Below are 21,730 nucleotides of genomic sequence, written 5' to 3' on the forward strand. Positions count from 1 at the left end.
ACTATTTATCTTAATATTTGAATCTCTCCGTCTGTATCAAACCTAATCAGGCGTGAGGGATTTTTTATTTGGGTATCGTCTTGACGGTAAGGTACTACATAATCACATTGCGCAATAATTTGGGGATTAATGAGTTGATAATACAAAGGTGTTGGCTCTCCACTGATATTAGCAGAGGTAGAGACTATGGGTTTGCCAAAATCGGCAATCATCTGTTGGCAGAACACATCTTGCACGACCCTAATGGCTACTGTATTATCAGCAGCTATCACATTCTTAGCCAAATGCAAAGGGTGACTATAAATAATAGTGGTAGGCTCTTGCAAGGTTTGAAGATAAGCGAGCACCTTAGGAGGTATATCCGTTACATAGTGTTGTAACATCTCTGTATCACTCACTAAAATGATGAGGCTTTTACTCTCACTGCGTTGTTTTATTTGGAAAATCTTAGCTACCGCTTCAGGATTTGTAGCATCACACCCCAAGCCCCAAACTGTATCAGTAGGATACAGAATTATCTTCCCTGCCTTTAATATTTCAGTTATCAGATGGTTATTTGCCATTAGTTTTGTAATTTTGCCCGCAAATATATGTAAAAAAATGTATACCTCCATCATATCTTTCTTTAAAAGTTTTTCTTTCTTCAAAGGGTGCCTCAAAACCATTGCGGTGCTTATTCCCTTGGGGTTGGGCTATTGGTTCGACCTAATGGATATTGGCATACCTATAGCTTTGAGTGTGATTGCGATTTCGCCCAGTGATATTCCAGGAAATCAAAAACACCTTTACGGAGGTCTTTTGATAGCTACGCTATTAGCAATTCTCAGTTGTGTTTTAATAAATCTCACGGCTCCTTACGAGTACTTATTACTGCCTACCATATTTCTACTCACCTTCGGAAACGCTTATATTTCGTTATACGGACATCGCGCTACAATGGTAGCTTTCGCGGGATTATTTGAGATAGCCTCTACTTTAGCCCACTTGCAAACAGGGTGGGGTATTGTTTTATACAGCGGTTGTGTGCTATTAGGAGGTTTGTGGTACAGTGTATTAGTGTATATATTCCTAAAAATACGTCCGCGTTTGTACAGTGAACAGCTGTTAGGGAAGTGCTTTGCTCTTACGGCAGAGTTTTTTTCGGTAAGAGCTGATTTACTCATCGCCAAAGACAGAAGCGAGGGACTCAAAAAGCTCATCAACCTGCAAACAAGCCTCAACGAAAAATATGAAAAGCTCCGTGAAGCCGTACTTGATTCACGGAGCAAATCGGGTAAAACCGATTACCTGCAACGCCAATTTTTGATGTTTATAGAGCTAGTGGATATCTTCGAGCTAGCTTTAGCCAACCCCGTACAATATGAGAAAGTGGACAAGGTTTTTGCCGAGCATCGCGAATATTTACAAACTTATGTAGATTTCCTCAAAGAACTATCGAGACAGCTACAACAAATGTCCGAATACATTGGGTCACGCAAAAAGATACAATTAGACAACTGTTTAAAAGACTTATTAGCGCAAACCAAAGAGAAGAACGAAGCCTTGAAAGCACTTTCAGAAGTATCGGAAGAAGATAAAGAACGCGCTTTGCTGTTGCGAAATTTTTATATTTATATAGAAAGTCAATATCATTCTATTGAAAATATCCGACATATTTTTGAGAACTATTATAGCAACGATGCAGGGGTACGCGATGAGAGTACTTATCGCAAGTTTGTGAGTTACCAAAACTACTCGTGGCGACGGCTCAAAGACCATATATCTTTAAAATCTACCTTTTTTAGGCACGCAATGCGCCTATCTATAGTGGTATTTTTGAGTTACCTCATAGGTGATATATTCCCTATCAACAATGCCTACTGGATTATCCTTACCATTTTCATTATTATGCGCCCTGGTTTTGGGATTACCCAAGAGCGCTCACTCAGCAGAGTTTATGGCACTATGATTGGTGGGGTTGCCTCGTTTGCAGTGATTTACCTACTACCCTACCCTAGCTTGTACCTCTATGTCGCTATTTTGTGTATGCCTATTGCTTTTGGGTTGATTCAAGAGAACTATATGTACGCCTCTATATTCATCACTATCAGTGCGATATTTATTTTTGCACTGATTACACCTAATGTTTATAGCCTTATTTATGACCGCCTATTGGATACCGTTATAGGGGTTGGACTATCGTTTGCAGGTAATTATCTCATTTTGCCTACGTGGGAACACAATACTTATAGAGAAGCGGTTACCAAATCAGTAAAAGCTAATATTGGTTACTTACAGCGAGTAAAAGAGATTTTTAATACCGGAGAAGGGATTACCACTGCCTATAAAGTATCGCGCAAAGAAGCTGTGTTGGCACTTTCAAACCTAAATACCACCTTCCAACGAATGTTACAAGAGCCAAAGTTTATGCAGTACAAAAATCCATCAGTATACGGGATTATCGTGATACAGCAAGCCTTCTTAGCCTCTGTGGCTTCGTTTGGCATTAGGTTGAACAGCAAGAAAGTAACCTTCCCTAAAGCGGTATTCAACGAGGCAATTGAGAGTCTTATAGCAGCCTTGCAACACTGTTTGACGTTACTTGTTGAACCTATGGCTACTGTTCAAACCGATTATAAAACACCTATTGAGAAATTCAATCAAGCAATTAAAGAAATTATGGATACCTCTCAAAATACAAATAATTCTTTACCAATTTCAAGGCGTGAGATACAATTCTATGGAGAGCAGTTTAATTATTTATTTGGATTAGCAAAAAACTTAGAACAAAGTATAAAAACAATTAACAATTGATAATTATTAACGGAATTTAAAGATAATACGAGATTGAAAATAAGAAGGTATTGGTCTGCCTCTGTGTTGAGCTGGTATAAACTTAGGAAGTTTTTGAACTGCAAGAATAGTCTCTTTACGAGCATATTCAGTAGTACCTATACAATTAAGTACCTTCACAGATCCATCAGTGTTTACACAAAATTGAATAACAGCTTCTCCAGCATCCTCAAAAGGTCTTTCAAGATGTACTACCGATTGCAAATGCCTGTTATAGTATTCATTAAAACACTTATCTTCTTCAGATTCAGGAACAGCTTTACATTCCATAAATCTAACTTTTCGAGTAATCAATGGATAGTTACAAGCTGCCTTTTCAGATACTTCAAAAACAGAAGGATCAACTATAATATTATTAGATATTTTATCTTTTAATTGAGCATAATTTTTAAGACTCAAAAAACAACAACATAAACATATAAAGATTCTCATAGTAAAACATTTTTTAAAACTATGAACAAGGAATATGCCAAGAATTATACAATCATAAAGGAGAATATATGTACGAAAAAGTTGAAGCTATTGTAATATCAAACTTAAAATACAGTGATAACAGTCTCATTGTAAAGTGTTTTACTAAAACGCTTGGCACACGTAGTTATCTACAGCAAGGTATACTTTCTGCTAAAAAGAACAGCCAAACCATAGCACTTTTTCAACCTTTTACTCTCTTAGAGCTCGTTGCTACTCATAAGAGTAATGGTTCCTTAGGGCATATCAAAGAAGCAAAAGTAACTACCCCTTATCTCACTCTTCACACCGATATATACAAGAGTACTGTAAGCTTATTCCTCTCTGAAGTATGTGCTTATATATGTACCTCCGAAGCTCCTGATATAGAACTTTTTAACTACTTAGAAGAAAAACTCATCTATTTAGACCGCAATAATTTTTCGGCTAATTTTCATTTAAAATTCTTGCTTGACCTCAGCAAATATCTTGGTTTTTACCCCGATGATAGCGATTCATACCTTCCTTTTTTCAGTTTAGAAGAAGGCCATTTTACAACTACTGAAAATAATACAGCGGTTATTTCAGGAAATGCTCTTTCCTTGTTCAAAACACTTTTAGAAACAGATTATCCAACTCTAAATCAAATTAGAACTAACAAAAACGAACGCAATGCCTTATTGTATCTATTGCTAAAATACTACGAATGGCACTTTCCTAATTTTAAGAAAATAAAATCATTAGAAGTATTACAAGTACTTTTTTAAAATTCTTATCTGCGTTGATTTATAGATCTTTACAATAGACTATAAAAAGTTTGTATCACTAAAAAATTGTCAGTTTGTAAAAAAAGTAGTACTTTTGGAAAATTTTTAGTTTAAAGATTAAAACAATGAATGCAGAATCGCTTGCTATCAATAATATAGAAACTGAAGTAACTTTTACCAAAAAACCTGAATGGATACGCGTAAAGCTCCCTACTGGAAAAAAATACACCGAATTGAGAAGCGTGGTAGATCGCTATAATCTTCACACTATCTGTACTTCAGGTAGTTGCCCTAATATGGGAGAATGCTGGGGAGAAGGTACTGCTACCTTTATGATTTTAGGAAATATTTGTACTCGTTCTTGTGGATTTTGTGGTGTAAAAACTGGACGTCCTGAAAGTTTAGACTGGGAAGAACCTGAAAAAGTAGCACGCTCTATCAAGTTGATGAATATCAAGCACGCCGTACTCACTTCAGTAGACCGTGATGATTTAAAAGATATGGGAAGCATCATTTGGGCAGAAACCGTAAGAGCAGTACGCCGTATGAATCCTAATACTACTATGGAAACCCTCATCCCTGATTTTCAAGGAGTAGAACGTAATTTAAACCGCATTTTAGATGCTGCACCTGAAATTATCTCTCACAATATGGAAACTGTACGCCGATTAACGCGTGAGGTACGCATTCAAGCTAAGTACGACCGCAGTTTAGGAGTATTGCGCTATTTAAAAGAAAATGGCGCTAATCGTACCAAATCAGGAATTATGTTAGGGTTAGGAGAAAAAGAAGAAGAAGTGATAGAAACCCTTCATGACTTAAAAGAAGCTAAAGTAGATATTGTAACTATAGGTCAATATTTGCAACCCTCTAAAAAACACTTACCTGTGAAACGATTTATAACTCCTGAACAATTTGCTAAATACAAAGAAATAGGCTTAGAATTAGGATTCCGCCACATAGAGAGTGGAGCATTAGTTCGCTCGTCCTACCGTGCTCATAAACACTTATTATAATAATAGGTAATGATACAAACAAAAAAGGCTGCCCCTTTGAAAGGACAGCCTTTTGTTTATAATAATAACATATTCTCCTATGCGAGCATTGTTACAGGGTTCTCAATGTATGTTTTGAGAGTTTGTAAAAATTGAGCACCTGTAGCACCATCAATAGTACGGTGGTCGCAAGCAAGTGTTACTTGCATAGTATGACCTACTACTATTTGTCCATTTTTCACTACGGGTTTCTCTACAATTGCACCTACTGAAAGAATAGCTGAGTTAGGCTGATTGATAATAGAAGTAAATACATCTACACCAAACATACCTAAGTTAGACACAGTGAATGTGCTACCTTCCATTTCGGCAGGAGTCAATTTTTTGTTGCGTGCCTTACCAGCCAAGTCTTTTACCAAAGCACCTATTTGAGTAAGCGTTAAAGTATCCGTAAACCTGATAACAGGTACTACCAAGCCATCTTCAATAGCTACAGCCACCCCTACATTCACGTGTTTGTTGTAAAGGGTTGTATCGCCTTTCCAAGAAGTATTTACTTGAGGGTGTTTTTTAAGTGCCATTGCGCAGGCTTTCACTACCATATCGTTAAAAGATATTTTGGTGTCTGGTAAATTGTTGATTTGAGCACGAGATTCCATCGCGTTATCCATATCAATTTCTATTGCCAAATAGTAGTGAGGTGCAGTGAATTTAGACTCTGCCAAACGTTTCGCAATCGTTTTGCGCATTTGTGAGTTCTTCACTTCCTCAGTTACTTCTACACCTACAGGAATTACTGTTGGGATAGCTGGATTTGCTGAAGCTGTAGCAGGAGCTGCTGTCGCTTTAGCACTTGGAGTAAAGTTTTCTACGTCTTTCTTCACAATACGTCCGTTTTCTCCACTTCCTTTTACTTCAGTAAGGTTAATACCTTTATCTTGAGCAATTTTCTTAGCCAAAGGTGAAGCAAACACACGGTCGTTAGCATTAGCTACTGGAGCAACAGCTGGAGCTACTGTTTCAGTAGGTTTGCTTTCGGATTTAGGAGCTGCTGCTGGAGTACTAACCCCTCCTTGTAATGCTGCTAATACTGCATTCACATCAGTACCTGCAGGACCTATAATAGCCAACAATGAATCCACTGAAGCACTTTCTCCTTCTTTTAGACCTATATACAATAAGGTTCCTGAGTAGAAAGATTCAAATTCCATTGTAGCTTTATCAGTTTCAATTTCAGCTAAAATATCGCCTTCTTTTACTGTATCTCCTACTTTTTTAAGCCAAGAAGCTACAGTACCTTCTGTCATTGTATCGCTGAGTCGAGGCATTGTTACCACCTCTACACCTGCAGGCATAGCAACACCTGCAGCGGGAGTATTAGTTACCTCAGCAACAGGTTTTGCTTCTTCAGCTTTAGGAGCTGCTGCAGGAGCTCCACCTCCAATAAGTGCTGAGATATCTTCACCTTCTTTACCTATGATAGCCAAAAGTGTATCTACTTTGGCTCCTTCACCTTCTTGTAACCCTATATATAATAAGGTACCTGAGTGAAATGATTCAAACTCCATTGTAGCTTTATCAGTCTCAATTTCAGCTAAAATGTCGCCTTCGTTTACTTTATCGCCTACTTTTTTAAGCCACTTTGCAACAACACCTTCTTCCATAGTGTCGCTCAGGCGTGGCATAGTAATAATTTCTGCCATTTATGTTCTTGTATTTAATTAGTGTTTTTAGTTTATTTAAAGTCTACTTGGCAAGAAAGGATAATTTTCTTGTTCGTAAACCACATCGTACATAATGTGTTTTTCTGGATAAGGTGATTCTTCAGCGAATTTTTCACACTCTGCCACACGTTCTTTTACACGTTCATCGATAGCTTCTAATTCAGCATCGGTAGCGTATTTTTTCTCTTTGATAACAGCAAGTACATTGGTGATAGGATCTTGTTTTTTGTACTCTTCTACCTCTTCTTTAGTACGGTAGTGTTGTGCATCCGACATAGAGTGACCTCGATAACGATATGTACGGATATCAAGTAAAGTAGGACCATCGCCACGGCGAGCTCGTTCTATAGCTTCGTATACAGCTTCTGCTACGGTTTCAGGGTGCATACCATCTACCTCTTGGCTGGGCATTTCATAACCCAAACCAAGTTTCCAAATATTTACGTGGTTTGCAGTTCTTTCTACGGAAGTACCCATTGCATAGTGGTTGTTTTCTACGATGAAAACTACTGGCAATTTCCACAACATTGCCAAGTTAAGTGTTTCGTGGAAAGCTCCTTGTCGCACGGCACCATCTCCCATAAAAGTAAGAGTTACTGCTTCACGATTGAAGTATTTATCGGCAAAAGCTAAACCTGCTCCAAGAGCAATTTGTCCTCCTACGATACCGTGTCCACCATAAAAGCGGTGCTCTTTAGAAAAGATGTGCATAGAGCCTCCCAAACCGTGAGAAGTACCTGTACCTTTACCGTACAATTCAGCCATAATACGTTTAGGGTCTACACCCAAACCTATGGGATGCACGTGGCAACGGTAAGAAGTAATCATCTTGTCTTTGGTCAAATCCATTGCATGGAGGCAACCAGCAGCTACAGCTTCTTGTCCATTGTAGAGATGCAAGAAACCTCTTACTTTTTGTTGGATATAAACTGCGGCGAGTTTATCTTCAAATTTTCTCCAAAAAAGCATATCCTCGTACCATTTTAGGTACACTTCTTTATCAAATTTTTTCATTTGTTAATGTATATAAAAGTCGATTCGTTTTAAAAATATTTGCAAAGGTGCAAAAAAAAAATAACGTAACCAAAAAATATTTAAAAAAAATTTATACCTTTGTCCCATTAATTCAAATTTATAAACGTAATGAAGATAAAATTAACTTCCGCACTTTTGTTATTGATGACGATGATTTCTTGTAAATCAACGACTACCAATGAGGAGGGGAGTACTGCTAACTACGAAATAGTTCCAGCTCCCGAAATGATTACCACCCTTCAAGCTGATGTCGATAAACCCTTCGTTCTTACAGCTGATACCAAGCTCACTTATCCTGAAAATGATGCTGCTTTGCAACAGTACGCTGGGTTCCTGCAAGAGTACATCAAAAAACAGGCAGGAATAGAAGTGAAAGTAGCTCCTAACCAAAACAACGAAACTAACACTATTTCTCTATCACAAAACTACTCTAACGACAACAAAGAGGCTTACCAAGTAACAATTACTGCTAACAATATTACTATAAACGGAGCTTCTAAAGCTGGCACTTTCTATGGAATACAATTTTTGAGAAAATCAATCCCTGTACAAAAAGTAAATAAAATAACTTTCCCCGCTAAAAAAATCACCGATAAACCTTACTTTGCTTATCGCGGTGCTCATTTAGACAGCGCTCGCCACTTCTTTTCTGCGGACTCTGTGCGCATCTATATAGATATACTTGCTCTTCACAATATCAACAAATTTCATTGGCATCTCACTGATGATCAAGGTTGGCGTTTTGAATCTAAAAAATATCCTGAACTCACTGTGGTAGGTAGTACCCGTAGTCAAACAATGTTAGGTAAAGAATGGGATAAATTCGATGGCAAACCACACGGTGGTTTTTATACCCAACAAGAGATGAAAGAGCTTGTAAAATACGCTGCCGATCGCAATATTACTATCATCCCTGAAATCGATCTCCCTGGTCACATGGTAGCTGTTTTGGCAACTTATCCAAAATTAGGCTGTACTGGAGGCCCCTACAAAGTGAGAGAAACTTGGGGAGTTGCTGAAGATGTACTTTGTGCAGGTAACGACGAAACGTACGATTTTATCAAAAATATATTGGAAGAAGTAACCGATATATTTCCTTCTGAATACATTCATATCGGGGGAGATGAATGCCCTAAAAACAGTTGGAAAAAATGTCCTAAATGTCAAGCTAAAATAAAAGCTTTAGGTATCAAAGGCGACACAAAACACACTGCTGAAGAATATTTACAAAGCCACGTAATCAGCTTTGCTGAAGAAGTGTTAGCTAAAAAAGGTCGCAAGATGATTGGCTGGGACGAAATTCTCGAAGGTGGTTTAGCTCCTAATGCTACAGTGATGTCTTGGAGAGGTATTGGCGGTGCTATAGAAGCTGCCAAATCTAACCACGATGCTATTATGACCCCTATGTCATTCTGCTATTTTGATTTTTATCAAACGGATAAAACTGATAAAGAACCTATTGCTATAGGTAATTATCTTCCTGTAGAACGTGTATATTCTTTCAATCCTTATCCTGAAGCTCTGAATAAAGAGCAGCTAAAACATATTTTAGGAGTGCAAGCTAATATTTGGACAGAGTATATTAAAACTTTCAAACACGTTGAATATATGGCTTTGCCACGTATGGCTGCTTTAGCTGAAGTTCAATGGGTAGACCCTGCTAAACCTAAAGATTATCAAGGATTTTTACAACGCTTAATGCGCTTACTTTCTATCTATGATGTTGAAGGTTACACTTATGCTAAACATATTTTTGATCTTCGTGCAGAAGTAAAACCTGGTGTAGATGAAATCAATGTTACTCTCTCTTGTTTGCAAGATACTCCTATTTATTATACTACCGATGGTAGTGAGCCCACTAAAAATTCTAATATATACAAAGAACCTTTAAAACTCACTCAAAATACAAATTTGAAAGCCAAAGTATTTGGCAAAGAAGGTGAAAGTGAGTTTAATCAAGAGTTCTTTTTTAATAAAGCAACTGTACGTCCTATAGAGTTTTTGAGCAAACCCACTCAAAACTATGCTTATAATGGTGCTATTACCTTAGTAGATGGAAGAAAAGGAGGTACAAACTCTCGTTCTAGTGAATGGTTAGGTTTTAGTGAAGCTCCTTGTGAAGTACTTATTACCTTAAAAGATAATACTTTAGTAAAAGAAGTGAGTTTCAATGCTTTCATTGAAACTGGTGATTGGATTTATCCTCCTACTAATTTTGAAGTATGGGGCTCTAAGGATGGTAAAAACTACGTATTACTAGGCAAAGAAAGTTACGCTCTACCTAAAGAACATTTTAAAGAAATAAAAACTTATACTCTATCTTTCCCTGAAAAAGAAGTTACTTATCTAAAAGTAAAAATCAATGAAGTAAACAAGATTCCTGCTTTTCACGAAGGTGCTGCAGGCAAACCTGGTTTCCTTTTCATTGATGAAATACAAGTAAACTAAGTTTTTTATACTCATAAAAAGAAGCTGTCTGAATAGTTTTTAGGTAGCTTTTCTTTTTGTCACAAACAATCAAACTCTATAATTTTTCCCAAAAACCAAAAAAAACACCAACTTTACTTTCGTAACGGCACAATATTTGTACAATAGATAAACACTAAAAATAATTTATACTATGGAACAAAGAACATCTGTAGATATCAGTCAGATAAACGAAAAAATTGAGCGTGAAAGCGTATTCATTGATACTCTCACCAATGAAATGAATAAAGTAATTGTAGGGCAAAAGCATATGGTTAACGCCCTACTTATTGGTTTATTAGGTAAAGGGCATATCCTTTTAGAAGGAGTACCTGGATTAGCCAAAACGCTTTCTATCAACACTCTTGCTAAATCAGTACACGGGTCATTTAGTCGTATTCAGTTCACTCCCGATTTGCTACCTGCCGATGTGATAGGTACAATGACCTACAACATCAAACAAAATGAATTCTCCATTAAAAAAGGCCCTATCTTCGCAAATTTTGTCTTAGCCGACGAAATCAATCGTGCTCCTGCTAAAGTACAATCTGCCCTATTAGAGGCTATGCAAGAGCGACAAGTAACCATAGGTGACTCCACTTTTAAACTCGATGCTCCTTTTATGGTAATGGCCACTCAAAACCCTGTAGAGCAAGAAGGTACTTACCCACTCCCTGAAGCCCAAGTAGACCGTTTTATGCTCAAAACAGTTATCGACTATCCTAAATTAGACGAGGAACAACAGATTATGCGCGATAATCTTAGCAATAGTTATGCTGTAGTGAATCAAACGGTGAGTTTAGAGCAAATTCTCAAAGCTCAAACAGCAGTACGTGAAGTGTATATGGATGAAAAGATTGAAAAATACATCTTAAACATCATTTTTGCAACTCGTTATCCTGAAAAATATAATTTAGCTGAACTTAAGCCTCTTATTAGCTTTGGAGCATCACCTCGTGGTAGTATCAATTTAGCTATGGCTGCTAAATGTTATGCTTTCATCAAACGTCGTGGTTATGTAATTCCTGAAGATGTACGAGCTGTAGTGTTCGATGTATTGCGCCATCGTATTGGCATCACCTACGAAGCAGAGGCTGAGAATATTACCTCAGTAGAGATGATTCACAAAATAGTGAATACCATTGAAGTACCATAAAATATTAAATATTAATAATTAAACGTTAATAATTAATAAATGGCATACACATTAAAAATCAGTATTGAAGGCTCAAGAAAGCCTATAATATGGCGACGTGTGAAGGTGAATAATAACATCACTTTTGAAACACTACATTATATCATTCAAACCCTTTTCAACTGGGACAATGCGCATTTATATCAATTTTACAAATTTCCGAAAAACGACTCTCGTTTGTTTATCAAAACTGAAAAGGATATGGAGTTTGGGAGAGAAATGGGCTTTGTAGGTAATGAGGATGAGGACGATAACTTCGACCCTAATGACCCTATGTCTGTTTTCTTGCACTCACACCGAGATATTTACAAACTGGTGAACAAGCCCCTCCTTTCTGATATATTAAAAAAAGAAAAGGATTATATTATCTATGAGTATGATTTTGGTGATTCGTGGGAACACAAAATTGTGTTAGAAGCTATTGATGATGAAACTCTTATCTACCCTATATGTATCAAAGGAAAAGGTAAAACTCCCCCTGAAGATTGCGGCGGTATTTGGGGTTACCAAGCAATGCTTGAAGTATTTAAAGCTGGTAAACCTAAAACTGAAGTAAAAAATTACAAGGAATGGCTATCTTTCTGTGGTTACAGCTTCCCTTGGGACGAAAATGAGTTTGATATCAATGCCATCAATGAAACTCTCATTATTGATGCTCAAAATAATTACGAAGATTTTCAGTTGGACTTTCAATAATCCCTAACTACATAATTGCTAATTAATTTTGGATACTAAAGAATTATTAAAAAAAGTACGCAAGATAGAGATAAAAACGCGTAAACTCTCCGATAATATCTTCGGAGGGGAATATCACTCTACTTTTAAAGGTCGTGGTATGACTTTCAGTGAAGTTCGCCCCTATCAATTTGGTGACGACATTCGCAATATCGATTGGAATGTAACAGCTCGCTACAACGAGCCTTTCGTAAAAGTATTTGAAGAAGAACGCGAACTTACCCTTATGTTGATGATAGATGTGAGTGGTAGTGAGCTCTTTGGTACCGAACAGCAATTCAAAAGTGAACTCATCACTGAAATAGCAGCTACTTTAGCTTTTTCTGCCCTACAAAACAACGACAAAACAGGTTTGATTCTCTTCTCCGACCAAATAGAACTGTATATACCCCCTAAAAAAGGAAAATCTCACGTATTACGTATTATCAGAGAACTTATAGAGTTTCAACCCAAAAGTTTAAGAACAAATATTTCTGAGGCTCTACAATTTCTCAGCAGAGTGAGCAAGAAAAAAGCTATTGTGTTTATGCTCTCCGATTTTATGGACAAAGGTTATGAGAAACCTATACAAATAGCCGCTAAAAAGCACGATATTACAGGGATTCGAATTTACGACAAAAAAGAAACTGAATTACCTAATTTAGGCTACATAATGGTAAAAGATGCTGAAACAGGAACATTGATGCGTGTCAACACCTCTTCAGCTGCTGTGCAAAATGAGTACACCAAACAATATCGTGAAACGGTGAACTACTTTGAAGCTCTTTGGCAGAAATCGGGTGCTGGTGTAGTGAGTTGTAGAGACGATGAGAGTTACACCCAAAAACTATTAGGATACTTCAAAAATAGAGGTTAGGTCTTTAGCAATAAGCAATAGGTCTTAGAAATTTATAAAGATAAAGGACTAAAAAATGAAACGAATATTATATTTCATACTAATATTATTTGTATTGCCTACTCTTCACGCACAAGAAGTGAAAGTAGCAACTAGTACAAAAAACATAAAGATAGGAGAACAAATAGAGTATAAAATATCCGTACAAGCTCCTGCCGATGCAGTCGTGGTATTCCCTGAAGGTCAAACTTTTGGAGCTTTGGAAATGGTAAAAACTAATCCTACCGATACCTTAAAAGAGAAAGGTAAATTCCGTTTGGAAAAAGCCTATTACCTCACTCAATTCGACGAGGGTAAATACACCATTCCACAACAAAAAATACAGATTAGCCATAAAGATTTTTATACTGATTCACTACTCGTAGAAGTACATAATGTAGCCGTAGATACGCTCAAACAGCCTTTATATGACGCTAAACCTATTGCCGAAGTAACCTCTCCCTCCTCTTCTCACCTTTGGTTATGGATTGTTTTAGGTATAGTTACTCTTCTTTTAACTGCTGCCGCTTTATACTTTTTTGTATTTCGCAAGAAAAAACTATCTGCTGAAGAAGAACGTAAAAAACTACCTCCTTTTGAACGCGCTATTCAGGATTTAAAAGATTTACAGAACTCCAAATACCTTATAGAATCACAACATAAAGCCTATTACACACGCCTTACGGATATTGTAAAAGAATATTTGGAAGACGAGGTACATATTTTAGCTAAAGAAAGTACTACTGATGAACTCTTAGCTAAAATCAACAACTTACAAAAAACTGGAAAATTATACTTATCGACAGAAACTATCAATAATCTCAAACGTGTATTACAAAATGCCGATTTAGTGAAGTTTGCTAAGAGCAAACCTTCAGATAACAACGCTGAATACGACCGTGAAACTATTGAAAATGTAGTCATTAAAACTAAAGAAGCTATCCCTATTGTAGAAACAGAAGCTGAAACAAATCAAATAGCAGAAGAAGCGAAGGTTACACGCCCTAATAGAAAATTAAGTCGTTGGCAGAAACGCTTAATTATTGGTCTATGTTCATTAGTATTATTTCTCATTTTTATATTTGGCTACAATAAGATACGATTAAAATATTTCAGTATATATGCTCAATATAATAAAGTGGAGTGGGTAACAAGTGATTATGGCTATCCTATTACCGAGCTTACTACCCCCGAAGTACTCATTCGCAAGCAAATAGTAGATATAGTTGAGTATAAATCGATTATAGACAAACAATACACTTTCTATTACGGTAGTCTCAATTCACCACTCTATATAATGACTAATATCATTACCTTCAAGAAAGATGCCCAAAATACAGCATCTCAGCAAGAAGGACAAGACGGTGGACTTACTTTAGACCCCAAAAAAGTGAATGAAATTGTACTTTCACAATTGGATAAAGCCAAAGCAAAAAACATCACTACCTTAACGGAAGAATATACTTCTCCGAATGGAGCTAAGGGTATGAAAGTATTTGGTAAAATGAGTATCCCTAATGAAAAAGGTAAGTATTTTAATGCTTCGTATGAGCTCTATAGTTTTACTGAAAACAATGCACTCCAACAAGTACTTATTACCTACATCAACGAACCTAATGCTAATAAAATAGCTCAAAGGGTCATCAATTCTATAGTTTTTAAAACAGAATAATATGCTTAAAAATATTACATTTGCCAATCCTCAGTTCTTTTGGTTGCTGTTAGTTTTACCGCTAATGGTAGCTTGGTATGTGTATTGGAATAAAAAATCTAAACCAAATGTTACACTATCGTCTACCATCGCTTTTAGAAAGATAAGTTCGTGGAAGGATTACTTATACCATTCTCTTTTTGCTTTGCGTCTATTAGCCGTTGCCTTAATTACTATAGCTTTAGCACGCCCTCAAACACATTCTGAAAATGCACAAACTAAAATTACTGATGGGATAGATATTGTGATGGCAATAGATGTTTCATCAAGTATGCTTTCTCAAGACTTGAAACCTAACCGCTTTGAAGCCTTGAAAAAAGTAGCCTCTCAGTTTGTTAAAGATCGTCCTAATGACCGCATTGGATTGGTAGTATACGCTGGAGAAAGCTATACCAAAACACCTGTAACTACCGATAAGAGTATCATTCTTAACTCATTAGCTGAACTTACTTATGGACAAGTAGAAGATGGAACTGCTATAGGTATGGGGTTAGCAACTGCTGTAAATCGACTCAAAGAGAGCAAAGCTAAAAGTAGAGTGATTATCCTCCTTACCGATGGGGTAAACAACACTGGGGTAATCGACCCGCTTATCGCTGCCGAATTAGCTGCCGAATATGGTATCAAAGTATATACCGTAGGTATTGGTACTAATGGTATGGCGCTTTCGCCTTACGCTCTCAACCCCGATGGTAGCATAATGTACCGAATGCTACAAGTAGAAATAGATGAATCGTTGATGAAAAAAATTGCACAAATAACTCACGGACGTTATTTCCGCGCTACTAACAACCAAAAACTCCAACAAATTTACGACGAAATCAACAAATTAGAAACCTCTAAAATTGAAGAGTTTAAATACACTGAAGTAGACGAAAAATTCCGCTTATTAGTAATCATTGCTACTGTACTATTGTTACTTGAATTCCTTTTAAAACACACTGTTTTTAGGAATGAAATATAATACAAATGAAAAAAAAAGAAAAAGTAAAATTCATCATTGATACACTTGAAAGTATCTATCCTGAAATTACTATACCCCTACAACACAAAGACCCTTATACGCTACTGATAGCCGTACTCTTATCGGCACAAACTACCGATGCACGGGTGAACCAAATCACGCCTATTCTATTTAACAAAGCGGACAATCCGTATGATATGGTACTACTTTCGGTAGACGAAATACAGGAGATTATCAAACCCTTAGGGCTTGCCCCTATGAAATCTAAAGGTATTCACGGGCTTTCCCAAATACTCATAGACAAATACAACGGTGAAGTTCCTCAAACCTTTGAGGCTTTAGAGGCTCTCCCCTCAGTAGGACATAAAACTGCCAGCGTTGTTCTTGCACAAGCCTTTGGCATTCCGACCTTCCCCGTTGATACCCATATACACCGACTGATGCACCGCTGGAAGCTTTCCGACGGTAGTTCGGTAGTGCAAACTGAGAAAGATGCCAAACGACTTTTCCCCAAAGAAAAATGGAACAAACTGCACGTGCAAATCATCTTGTACGGACGTGAATACAGTCCGGCGAGAGGCTGGAATATGGAGAAAGATATTATAACCAAAACCATTATACAATCGAAAAAATGAATTTACAACAGCGAGACGAAAAACATTTGTGGCACCCGTATACCCAACATCAAACGGCTGCCAAACCTATCGGAATTGTGAAAGGGAAAGATGCTCTCCTTTGGGACGAGGACGGCAAAGAATACATAGATGCTATTGCCAGTTGGTGGGTAAACCCCTATGGGCATAGCAACGAGCGATTAGCCCAAGCTGCCTACAAACAACTCACCCAATTAGAGCACGTGCTCTTTGGTGGCTTTACACACCGACCTGCGGTAGAGCTTGCTGAAAAGCTCATCAGTATCCTGCCTAAAAACCAACAGAAAGTATTCTTCTCGGACAACGGTTCGACAGCAGTGGAAGTAGGTATCAAAATGGCGTTACAGTACTTTTTCAATAAAGGCGAGAAACGCTTTACGGTAGTTGCTTTTGAAGATGCATTTCACGGAGATACCTTTGCCGCTATGGCAGCTTCGGGTATTTCATTCTTTACTGATGCTTTTAAAGAACATTTGTTGAAAGTAGTGCGCATACCGTTACCCAAAAAAGGAAGCGATGAAGCTGCTAAAAAACTCAAAGAAGTGATTGCCGAACATCATCCTGCCGCCTTTATATTTGAAGCCTTAGTACAAGGAGCCTCAGGAATGCAAATCTATGAACCAGAAGCCTTAGACAAGCTGATTCATATCGCACAAGAAAATGGTGTGATTACCATTGCCGACGAGGTAATGACAGGCTTCGGACGTACAGGACGCACTTTTGCTTCGGACTATCTCACTCATAAACCCGATATTATGTGCTTATCGAAAGCTCTTACAGGAGGAACGATTCCGTTGGCGGTAACTACTGCTACCCAAGAGATATTCGACGGTTTTTACAGTGAAGACGTGAACAAAGCTCTTTTCCACGGACATACCTTTACGGCAAATCCCACGGGCTGTGCGATTGCCTTAGAAGCTATTCGCATATTGGAAAGTGACGAAATGCAAGCCAACTTAAAACGTATTGCACGCCGTCATCAGGAGTTTTTAGCCCGTATTGCGAAATATCCATCGGTAGAAAATGCACGTACCTTAGGTGTTATTTTGGCATTCGACCTCAAAACCTCTCAAAATACTGAATACTACGGCTCATTCAGAGATAAACTGTACAACTTCTTTATCTCAGAAGGCGTAATACTGCGTCCGGTAGGAAATATTATCTACATTTTGCCCCCTTACATCATTACAGATGCTCAATTAGACCGAGTGTACGATGTTTTAGAAGAAGCGATACAAAAGTTTTCTAATTTGTAAAAAACATAACCTTGCCAAAGATTTGATTATCTCTTTACAAGGTATATATCTTTAGCAAGGTCATTTTATTATCATTTGTTTAAGTGAAAAAAAAAGAGTACTTTTGCCGCTTAATTGTAACATTTTTTTCATACAATGAAATTTAAACTCTACTTTTTAATAGCTGCTCTTGCTATACTCCAAAGCTGTAAGAAAAATCCTGCTTCACACCCTGATTCATCACTGAGAGAAACTGGTGAAGAAATTTATGCCGAAGCTCTTACTATAGCAGTAGATACTACGGCTGCTACTTTTGAAAATCTTCCCATCTTGGACACTCACAACAAAAAAGGTATCCAATCTGAAACTTACACCTATTATATACAAAATGGTGGCAAAACACGTTGGCTCTACCAAGATATTCCTTCACGCCTATTTAAAGAGTATCTTTCTGTTTTAGACAGTGTTGCTAACGATGGCTTGGCACCTGAAACTTATAGGCGTACTGCTCTGAAAAAAGCAGTGGATAGTAGTTATGCTCACCAGTTATCCGATGATTACAAAGCTTCCTTAGACAAGGAAATTACTGCCTCGTTCTTATTGTTTACCAAACACCTTACCAGCGGTAGATTTACAAGAATTGCTTATGGCAAACACACTTGGATCAAGCCTAAATATGATGCTCAGAAAAATATTGACCTATTATTGTATATAGGTGATAAAACTTCTTTAGCAAGCGTTATTATACCACTGTTTCCTCAAAACAAGCAGTATGAGCAGATGAAAGCACTCTATCTACAACTCAAAAAACAAGCGGTAGATACTTTTATTACCATTGATTTTCCCGCAAAGGATTTTGTATATGGCTATACTTCCCCTATAGTGGTACATTTGCGCAATGGACTCAAACAGAAGGGTTTTTATGCTACTCCTGAAATTGAGGCTCAAATGGTAGATAGTACCCTTATCAAAACAGTACAACGTTTCCAAAAAAGCAACGGACTTACAGCTGATGGCTTGTTAGGAAAACAAACACTTTACTTCCTGAATATGAATAAAAGTCGTAAACGCGATTTGTTACAACTGAATATGGAACGTATGCGCGTGTTCAATAACGATTTAGGCGAACACTACGCTTTGGTGAACATCCCCGATTTCAAATTATTGCTCTTTCACAAGGACTCGTTACAATTTCAAACACGTGTAGTAGTAGGTAGAACAGAAACCCCTACACCTATTTTTACCGATACCATTCGCTATGTAGAATTCCGCCCTACGTGGTCGGTTCCACAAAGTATTATAAAAAAGGAAATGCTCCCACAGATTATATCACAAGCCGATCCCGAAAAATACCAAAAAAGAGGTTATACTATGTATGAAAAGGGCAAAAAGGTAGACCCTACTACCATTGATTGGACAGACCCTTCTGTACACAAACGCGGTTTCCACTTTGTAGAAGCTCCATCAGCCTATAACTCCTTGGGGTTAGTGAAGTTCATACTCACTAATGGTATGAGTATTTACCTGCACGACACTCCTTCTAAATATTTCTTTCAGCGTGATGATCGCGCCTTAAGTCACGGTTGTGTGCGTGTGCAAAACCCTAATGAATTAGCTTATCAGCTATTGAAAAATGAAGCTACTGAAACACCTTGGACTTTAGAAAAAGTAAATGAAGCTATGAATGGCAAGCGATCTCAATATCGCATTGCTTTAAAAACGAAGTACAAAATAAATATTCTTTACTACACCGCTTTTATAGATGAAAACGGCGAATTGACTTTAAAAAACGACATCTATGATCTCGATAACGAACAGTTAAAAGAAATAAAGCGATTTGAAAGTTAATCTTTCAAATCGCTTATTGCTTTTTTCAATTCTTCTGATGCCTCTACTAAAGGCAAACGCACATAAGGTTCGCACAAACCTTTAGCCGCTAACATAGCTTTAATTCCTATAGGATTTCCTTCTTTAAAAGCTAATGCTGTTCTAGGAAGCAATTTATATTGAAGTTTGTTAGCCTCAACTGTTTTTCCTTGTCGTCCTAAACGCACCATTTCTGAAAATTCTTTAGGATAAGCAATTCCTATCACAGAAATTGCTCCACTTCCTCCCATATACACCGCAGGCAAAGTAGTAGCATCGTCACCAGAGAGCAAAATAAAATCTTTAGGCATATCTTTGATGATATTCATATCGAGCAGCAAATTGCCCGATGCTTCTTTAATTGCTACAATATTCTCAAAATCATTTGCTAAACGCACGACAGTTTCAGTCGTCATCGATACTCCTGTACGTCCTGGTACATTATACAAAATAATAGGGAGTGTACTTTCTTTCGCAATGGCGGCAAAGTGTGCATATAAGCCGTTTTGCGAAGGCTTGTTGTAATAAGGTGTTACTGATAAAATTGCTACAAACGGAGACAAATCGGTCTGTTTGATTTCGTCAATTACATTTTGGGTATTGTTACCACCTATACCTAAAACTAAAGGCAAACGTCCTTTATTAGCCTTGATAATTGTCTCGCGTACGATGCGTTTTTCATCTTTAGTAAGCGTAGGGGCTTCACTGGTAGTACCTAAGGCTACTATAAATTCCACTCCGCCTTCGGTTACATAGTCCACAATGCGGGCAAGTGCTTCAGTATCCACCTGATTGTCTTTTGTAAAAGGTGTAATGAGAGCTACACCAGTTCCTGTTAGTTGGTTTGTCATAACTTCTTATTTATGAATAATGGTTCCTAATACTTTTTTTACTTCTTCAGTAAAAACTCTTTCTTCAGTAAGAGGGCAAGCAATAGTAATATCGTTATACTGCATATCAATTCCTTGAAACCCTATTCTCAATTTTGCTTTTATTGATGAGGATAGTAAGAGCAAGGGCAATTTAGGTTCATTGAAATAGTTGATGAGCAAATCATATTCCTGTTCTGCTAAACGATCAGCATGATAATTTCTCACCTTTCCTTGCCAATTAATTTCTTTATCTACTAAAAAAGGAACTCCATTAGCGTGAGTTTCTTCTGAAGTGTGCTTATATCCTAAAACAATATAGTTTTCAGGACGTATGGAATAGTATTTCATTAACTCTAACAGAGGGTTAACTTCCTTCACTACATCCATATCCACAATACAGCCTACTTTCACTAAGTCGCTGTCTAACCTTTTGTTATACTTTTCTAAGGCTTTAAAATTCTTGCGAATTTTATTTTTTAGGTAAAAATTCTTTATGATGTCCAAAATATATTGTAATTTTGCGTGTGATTGCAAAGGTAAAAATAATTTTTAAAATAAAAACATATTTATGAGAAAGTTTGATATAATGAAGCATTATTTTTTTGTATTATTTGTAACATTTGCCTTTTTAGCCTCTTGTACTCCTGCTAAATACACTGTTACAAAAGAGCGTAGCAAAAACATTCCCGTTACCGAATCTATATCACAAAAAACTGATATAGAAAATTTTATAAGTCCGTATAGAGAGCGTATCAAAGCAGAAATGTCTACCGTTTTAGCTGAAAATGCTCGTGATTTAGTAAAGGATAGGAAAACCACCTTGCTTAACACAGGAATCAGCAATTTTATGGCTGATGCTACCTTTGAAATTGTATCCGAGGCATACAAAAAGCGCACAGGCAAGGAGGTTGATTTTGTGATGCTCAACTGGGGAGGTATCCGCTCCGATTTGCCTAAAGGCACCATCACAATGGAATCAGCTTTTAATTTGATGCCTTTTGAAAATGAGGTAATTGTACTCACTATGCCAGGAACTAAAGTAAAAGAACTCGCTGATTACCTCATACAGCACCGTCTCCCCCACCCTCTTTCTAAACAAGTGTCGTTACAAATCACTAAGGATGGTAAAATCACGCACTTCACCATTAACGGAAAGCCTTTTGACCCTAACAAAACTTATGTAGTTGTCACTTCCGATTACCTATACAATGGAGGCGATGAAATGTACTTTTTTAAAGGCGCTTTAGACGCTGATAAAATAGGCTATAAACTCCGCAACGTACTTATCGATTACTTCAAAAAAATAGATATTTTAAACGCTACTGAAGACCATCGTTTCGAATATAAACCTTAATA

The 21,730-nt window shown here is 37.2% G+C and carries 19 protein-coding genes; 13 read left to right on the forward strand and 6 right to left on the reverse strand.

The genetic code is table 11. The annotated features are described in order from the left end of the window. Window positions 1–5 precede the first annotated feature (5 nt). Window positions 6–563 carry an L-threonylcarbamoyladenylate synthase gene (locus JMN12_RS03545; protein ID WP_009410796.1) on the reverse strand — a complete coding sequence of 186 codons (558 nt, stop codon included), beginning with the start codon at window positions 561–563 and terminating at the stop codon, window positions 6–8. A gap of 37 nt (window positions 564–600) precedes the next feature. On the opposite strand from JMN12_RS03545, the gene JMN12_RS03550 reads away from it, so the two are divergent. Then, window positions 601–2,793, forward strand: a complete 2,193-nt coding sequence (locus JMN12_RS03550; protein WP_203137183.1) for an FUSC family protein — start codon at window positions 601–603, stop codon at window positions 2,791–2,793. A gap of 6 nt (window positions 2,794–2,799) precedes the next feature. Here the strand turns inward: JMN12_RS03550 and JMN12_RS03555 are convergent, their stop codons facing one another. Beyond that, the gene (locus JMN12_RS03555) at window positions 2,800–3,264 is read right to left on the reverse strand and encodes an energy transducer TonB (RefSeq protein ID WP_198466432.1); all 465 of its coding nucleotides are present in this window, start codon (window positions 3,262–3,264) and stop codon (window positions 2,800–2,802) included. Window positions 3,265–3,332: 68 nt separating this feature from the next. Here JMN12_RS03555 and recO point away from each other — a divergent pair, with 68 nt between their 5' ends. Further along, window positions 3,333–4,049: a DNA repair protein RecO gene (gene recO / locus JMN12_RS03560; RefSeq protein ID WP_203081801.1), complete on the forward strand. Its 717-nt coding sequence runs from the start codon at window positions 3,333–3,335 to the stop codon at window positions 4,047–4,049. Between the two features lie 125 nt (window positions 4,050–4,174). Continuing rightward, window positions 4,175–5,065, forward strand: coding sequence for a lipoyl synthase (lipA, locus tag JMN12_RS03565; protein WP_009412125.1), 891 nt, complete (start codon window positions 4,175–4,177; stop codon window positions 5,063–5,065). 77 nt (window positions 5,066–5,142) lie between these two features. On the opposite strand, the gene JMN12_RS03570 is transcribed toward lipA, so the two are convergent. Continuing rightward, window positions 5,143–6,747: a pyruvate dehydrogenase complex dihydrolipoamide acetyltransferase gene (locus tag JMN12_RS03570; RefSeq protein ID WP_203137184.1), complete on the reverse strand. Its 1,605-nt coding sequence runs from the start codon at window positions 6,745–6,747 to the stop codon at window positions 5,143–5,145. A gap of 36 nt (window positions 6,748–6,783) precedes the next feature. Next, a complete protein-coding gene (pdhA, locus tag JMN12_RS03575) occupies window positions 6,784–7,782 on the reverse strand; it encodes a pyruvate dehydrogenase (acetyl-transferring) E1 component subunit alpha (protein ID WP_009412127.1) in 999 nt (332 codons plus the stop codon). 129 nt (window positions 7,783–7,911) lie between these two features. Between pdhA and JMN12_RS03580 the strand changes: the two genes are divergently transcribed. From JMN12_RS03580 to JMN12_RS03620, 9 genes are all read left to right on the forward strand, one after another. Further along, entirely contained in the window at window positions 7,912–10,251 is a 2,340-nt protein-coding gene (locus JMN12_RS03580; protein ID WP_203137186.1) for a beta-N-acetylhexosaminidase, read from the forward strand. A 172-nt stretch (window positions 10,252–10,423) separates the two neighbouring features. Then, the gene (locus JMN12_RS03585; RefSeq protein ID WP_088594415.1) at window positions 10,424–11,425 is read left to right on the forward strand and encodes an AAA family ATPase; all 1,002 of its coding nucleotides are present in this window, start codon (window positions 10,424–10,426) and stop codon (window positions 11,423–11,425) included. 39 nt (window positions 11,426–11,464) lie between these two features. After that, window positions 11,465–12,160 carry a plasmid pRiA4b ORF-3 family protein gene (locus JMN12_RS03590; protein WP_088594416.1) on the forward strand — a complete coding sequence of 232 codons (696 nt, stop codon included), beginning with the start codon at window positions 11,465–11,467 and terminating at the stop codon, window positions 12,158–12,160. 28 nt (window positions 12,161–12,188) lie between these two features. Continuing rightward, window positions 12,189–13,055: a DUF58 domain-containing protein gene (locus JMN12_RS03595; protein WP_203083396.1), complete on the forward strand. Its 867-nt coding sequence runs from the start codon at window positions 12,189–12,191 to the stop codon at window positions 13,053–13,055. A gap of 55 nt (window positions 13,056–13,110) precedes the next feature. Further along, window positions 13,111–14,745, forward strand: coding sequence for a hypothetical protein (locus JMN12_RS03600; protein WP_203137188.1), 1,635 nt, complete (start codon window positions 13,111–13,113; stop codon window positions 14,743–14,745). Window position 14,746: 1 nt separating this feature from the next. Beyond that, entirely contained in the window at window positions 14,747–15,748 is a 1,002-nt protein-coding gene (locus JMN12_RS03605; RefSeq protein ID WP_009412133.1) for a vWA domain-containing protein, read from the forward strand. Window positions 15,749–15,753: 5 nt separating this feature from the next. Further along, complete coding sequence (locus tag JMN12_RS03610) at window positions 15,754–16,383, forward strand: endonuclease III domain-containing protein (RefSeq protein WP_203137197.1); 630 nt, start codon at window positions 15,754–15,756, stop codon at window positions 16,381–16,383. Then, window positions 16,380–17,657 (forward strand): adenosylmethionine--8-amino-7-oxononanoate transaminase, encoded by a 1,278-nt coding sequence (gene bioA, locus JMN12_RS03615; RefSeq protein WP_203137199.1) that lies wholly within the window; start codon window positions 16,380–16,382, stop codon window positions 17,655–17,657. Before JMN12_RS03610 ends, bioA begins: the two co-directional genes overlap by 4 nt. Window positions 17,658–17,792: 135 nt before the next feature. Further along, the gene (locus JMN12_RS03620; RefSeq protein ID WP_198472521.1) at window positions 17,793–19,484 is read left to right on the forward strand and encodes a murein L,D-transpeptidase; all 1,692 of its coding nucleotides are present in this window, start codon (window positions 17,793–17,795) and stop codon (window positions 19,482–19,484) included. Here JMN12_RS03620 and dapA read toward each other — a convergent pair. Beyond that, window positions 19,481–20,353, reverse strand: coding sequence for a 4-hydroxy-tetrahydrodipicolinate synthase (gene dapA, locus JMN12_RS03625; RefSeq protein WP_009412137.1), 873 nt, complete (start codon window positions 20,351–20,353; stop codon window positions 19,481–19,483). The two genes, JMN12_RS03620 and dapA, sit on opposite strands and share 4 nt — an antisense overlap. Window positions 20,354–20,359: 6 nt before the next feature. Further along, entirely contained in the window at window positions 20,360–20,878 is a 519-nt protein-coding gene (locus JMN12_RS03630; RefSeq protein ID WP_225879469.1) for a DUF6913 domain-containing protein, read from the reverse strand. Between the two features lie 64 nt (window positions 20,879–20,942). Between JMN12_RS03630 and JMN12_RS03635 the strand changes: the two genes are divergently transcribed. Beyond that, a complete protein-coding gene (locus JMN12_RS03635) occupies window positions 20,943–21,728 on the forward strand; it encodes a 5'-nucleotidase C-terminal domain-containing protein (protein ID WP_009412139.1) in 786 nt (261 codons plus the stop codon). Window positions 21,729–21,730: the final 2 nt, after the last annotated feature.

This window comes from Capnocytophaga genosp. AHN8471 (genome assembly GCF_016806945.1).
Classification (GTDB): domain Bacteria; phylum Bacteroidota; class Bacteroidia; order Flavobacteriales; family Flavobacteriaceae; genus Capnocytophaga; species Capnocytophaga periodontitidis.

Bases quoted from the DNA above. Each gene is read 5' to 3' on its own strand.
- JMN12_RS03545 (WP_009410796.1), bottom strand. From the start codon at position 563: ATGGCAAATAACCATCTGATAACTGAAATATTAAAGGCAGGGAAGATA.
- JMN12_RS03550 (WP_203137183.1), top strand. From the start codon at position 601: ATGTATACCTCCATCATATCTTTCTTTAAAAGTTTTTCTTTCTTCAAA.
- JMN12_RS03555 (WP_198466432.1), bottom strand. From the start codon at position 3,264: ATGAGAATCTTTATATGTTTATGTTGTTGTTTTTTGAGTCTTAAAAAT.
- recO (WP_203081801.1), top strand. From the start codon at position 3,333: ATGTACGAAAAAGTTGAAGCTATTGTAATATCAAACTTAAAATACAGT.
- lipA (WP_009412125.1), top strand. From the start codon at position 4,175: ATGAATGCAGAATCGCTTGCTATCAATAATATAGAAACTGAAGTAACT.
- JMN12_RS03570 (WP_203137184.1), bottom strand. From the start codon at position 6,747: ATGGCAGAAATTATTACTATGCCACGCCTGAGCGACACTATGGAAGAA.
- pdhA (WP_009412127.1), bottom strand. From the start codon at position 7,782: ATGAAAAAATTTGATAAAGAAGTGTACCTAAAATGGTACGAGGATATG.
- JMN12_RS03580 (WP_203137186.1), top strand. From the start codon at position 7,912: ATGAAGATAAAATTAACTTCCGCACTTTTGTTATTGATGACGATGATT.
- JMN12_RS03585 (WP_088594415.1), top strand. From the start codon at position 10,424: ATGGAACAAAGAACATCTGTAGATATCAGTCAGATAAACGAAAAAATT.
- JMN12_RS03590 (WP_088594416.1), top strand. From the start codon at position 11,465: ATGGCATACACATTAAAAATCAGTATTGAAGGCTCAAGAAAGCCTATA.
- JMN12_RS03600 (WP_203137188.1), top strand. From the start codon at position 13,111: ATGAAACGAATATTATATTTCATACTAATATTATTTGTATTGCCTACT.
- JMN12_RS03605 (WP_009412133.1), top strand. From the start codon at position 14,747: ATGCTTAAAAATATTACATTTGCCAATCCTCAGTTCTTTTGGTTGCTG.
- JMN12_RS03610 (WP_203137197.1), top strand. From the start codon at position 15,754: ATGAAAAAAAAAGAAAAAGTAAAATTCATCATTGATACACTTGAAAGT.
- bioA (WP_203137199.1), top strand. From the start codon at position 16,380: ATGAATTTACAACAGCGAGACGAAAAACATTTGTGGCACCCGTATACC.
- JMN12_RS03620 (WP_198472521.1), top strand. From the start codon at position 17,793: ATGAAATTTAAACTCTACTTTTTAATAGCTGCTCTTGCTATACTCCAA.
- dapA (WP_009412137.1), bottom strand. From the start codon at position 20,353: ATGACAAACCAACTAACAGGAACTGGTGTAGCTCTCATTACACCTTTT.
- JMN12_RS03635 (WP_009412139.1), top strand. From the start codon at position 20,943: ATGAGAAAGTTTGATATAATGAAGCATTATTTTTTTGTATTATTTGTA.